At 56.6% G+C, this 2,663-nt stretch carries 2 protein-coding genes, 1 tRNA gene and 1 pseudogene; 2 read left to right on the forward strand and 2 right to left on the reverse strand.

What is annotated here, in order from left to right:
- Nucleotides 1–614: TraX family protein (locus SMC5_RS00775; RefSeq protein ID WP_207798930.1), on the reverse strand; the 614-nt coding region annotated here is incomplete at its 3' end.
- 67 nt (nucleotides 615–681) lie between these two features.
- On the opposite strand from SMC5_RS00775, the gene SMC5_RS00780 reads away from it, so the two are divergent.
- Nucleotides 682–756: transfer RNA gene (locus tag SMC5_RS00780), tRNA-Gln, on the forward strand.
- A 108-nt stretch (nucleotides 757–864) separates the two neighbouring features.
- On the opposite strand, the pseudogene SMC5_RS00785 reads toward SMC5_RS00780, so the two are convergent.
- A pseudogene (locus SMC5_RS00785) lies at nucleotides 865–1,755 on the reverse strand (N-acetylglucosamine kinase); the annotation flags it as partial.
- A 482-nt stretch (nucleotides 1,756–2,237) separates the two neighbouring features.
- Between SMC5_RS00785 and SMC5_RS00790 the strand changes: the two are divergent.
- Complete coding sequence (locus SMC5_RS00790; protein ID WP_119086771.1) at nucleotides 2,238–2,654, forward strand: HEPN domain-containing protein; 417 nt, start codon at nucleotides 2,238–2,240, stop codon at nucleotides 2,652–2,654.
- Nucleotides 2,655–2,663 lie beyond the last annotated feature (9 nt).

The raw sequence follows: 2,663 nt of genomic DNA on the forward strand, positions 1-2,663 counted from the left end.
AACCGGGGTGGCCAGAGGATGAATGGGATGCTGGCTAGTGCGTACACCTGGGACGGCCAGAACAGGATCCCGGCGAGCACGTGCAGGAGTCCATGTCCGATGGCGAGCTGCTCTCTGTGTTGAAAGAGAACGAAGCTGGTCAGACACAATACAACGCCATAGAGGCCATAATCCGGACCAACGGCCGGCAGCCAGAGTTGTATGGCGGCCACGCTCAGTGCAAGGACGACCGCCCACCACCGGCGATGATCCCATCCCCAGATAGCCAGCAGTCCCAATAGCAGTGTGCCAAAGATATTGAGCGTCCACGGGCGCACGCCGAACGCGATCATGTAGATCGGCTGGGCGATGAGACCCCAGATGGCAAGCCTGAGCACATAACGGGAGAGGTTGTGCGTGTGCAGATATCCGGCGGCCAACTGGTAGGCGAAGAGCGGAAAAGCCACGCGCCCGATGATGCGGAGCCAGCCCACCTGTGGCAGCAGAATGGCTCCCACGTGGTCGATGGTCATTGAGACGATGGCGACAAGCTTGAGGGCGTCAGACTGTTCGAGCGTCGGCTGCCCGTTTCCCAGGGAGGAGGGACCTTCATCGGCGTTCGTCAATGTCGACAATTCATCGCCTCGCTCTTCTTGACAGCCCCCCGAGGCGGCACTAGAATACTGCAGTACAGCCGCATGTTGGGGCGTCGTCTAATGGTAGGACAGTGGCCTTTGGAGCCATGAATTGCTGGTTCGACTCCAGCCGCCTCAGCCATCTTCTTCAGACCCAGACAAATTGCCTCGGTCCTGGGTTGACGCGGTCGAGTCAGCACAGCCTCAGGACAGAGGCATATTCGCAGTGTAGCAGTCCCGCCTGTTTTTGCTAGACCACCTGGCCGGCGAGAACCGCATAGGTGGTCATCGCGTCAAACTTGCCCATTGTCTGCAACGCCATCACGTATGCGCCGAGGACCGGGTCGAGCAGTGGCGGCTGCAGCCGTGCGAGTGGAGCGACTTCATGAGTCAGGAGTGTCAGCCTGTCGATGAAAGCAGGATTGCCGCCCCCGAAGACCGAGCCACCCAGGACGACATCGACGACCTCATGCTCGAAGCCCATCTTGTGGACCAGCCCCGTGATCCCCTCCGCCAGAGACTCTGCCTGTAGCATGAGGATACGCCTGCATACTTCGTCGCCGGCCGTCGCGCCGTCGAAGACCAGCGGTACGATGGCCAGAGCCCGATGCAGCAGCTCTCCGTGCCCTGCCGTGTCTTGTACAGCCTCGAGGAACAGGAGTTGCAGCGTATCATAGTCGGGTGCACCGGTCACGTTCAATACCGCCTGCTCCAGCACGGATTTCGGCCCTGTCCCGTCGTGGGAAAGAAACGCATAGTGCAGGATGTCTCTCAGCATGTCCAGTCCGCCGCCTCGCAGGCCGCTCTCGTAGCCAAGACTCCGGAGTGTGACCCAGGTTCCCTCGCGGCTGCAGGCACATGCGTTGGCGCCTCCGCCGCATACCAGGGCAATCCCCCAGCCCTTGTCGCTTCCTGCCTTGAGCATGATCCACGTATCATTGACGAGGTCGAAGATCAGCCCGGGGAATGTGGTGGTCAGAGCTGCACTAAGCATCTCGCGGTCCTTAGGTAGATCCATGCCGGACAGTCCGAACACGGCACGCTCGATCTGCGGTAGCGAAAGACCCGCAGCTGTCAGGGCTTCATGAACAGCGTCGGTGATGCCCGATATGGCTGCTTCGAGGCCCACGATCTGGTAGTTGGAGGCTCCNNATAGTACGTCACAGCCATGCTAGTGTTCCTCCTTTAGAACTGCCTGATTGCCTTCGCAAGTTGAGGGATTCCCGATGACCTTTCACGTCTGATACGTCTGTTTCTTGTTTGACGCTTGGAACACCCTCTGTTTCCATCTGCCAAGTATATCATGGTTCATCATGCTGTCTGCATGTCGTGGAGCGCTAGCTGCCGTGACAACGGCGACGGAAACGCGGCTGAACGATATATGGGTAGTGGAAATGGTTCAAGAACTAAGAGGCTCCGTTACCATCCTAGATGACATTTCTCATCACTTCTCACATTCGCTCGAAGCGGACTGCAGAGCTCTTGCATTTTGGCCAAGACCGCAGTAACATTTGCTTATTGGGAATGAATGTCAAATGCACACGGGTCGGCAGGAAGCCAGAACTCCACGTGTCATGCTAATCAGTACTGTTGTTGTGATGCCTAGATACAGGGATGATCTCTATGCTGACAAAGAGCGATCTTGAGAAACTCGCGCAGGTTCGATTGGAAGGCGCGCTGTTCTTGCTTCAAGCCCATCGTCTCTCATCGGCCTACTACCTTGCTGGTTATGCTGTCGAGTTGGCGCTCAAGGCTTGCATAGCAAAGCAGATGCTGCCAAACGTGATTCCAGACAAGGAGCTCATCAAAGCGATTTACACACACAATCTTTATAGTCTGTTGTCAACTGCGGGACTTAGACCTCAATTCAATGAGGAGATTAGAGCCGATACTCAATTTGCCGTATATTGGATGATTGCCAAAGACTGGGACGAAGAAAGCCGGTATGCATTCTGGGATCAAGATCATGCTGCGGCACTGCTGGAGGCTGTGAATGAGCCAAATCACGGGGTATTCCAATGGGTGAAAAGGTACTGGTAGAGAGTAAGG

This window comes from Candidatus Cryosericum odellii, assembly GCF_003570935.1.
In the GTDB taxonomy this organism is placed as follows: Bacteria; Caldisericota; Caldisericia; order Cryosericales; family Cryosericaceae; genus Cryosericum; species Cryosericum odellii.

Excerpts from the sequence above, each read along its gene's own strand:
- SMC5_RS00790 (WP_119086771.1), top strand. The coding sequence starts at position 2,238 with ATGCTGACAAAGAGCGATCTTGAGAAACTCGCGCAGGTTCGATTGGAA.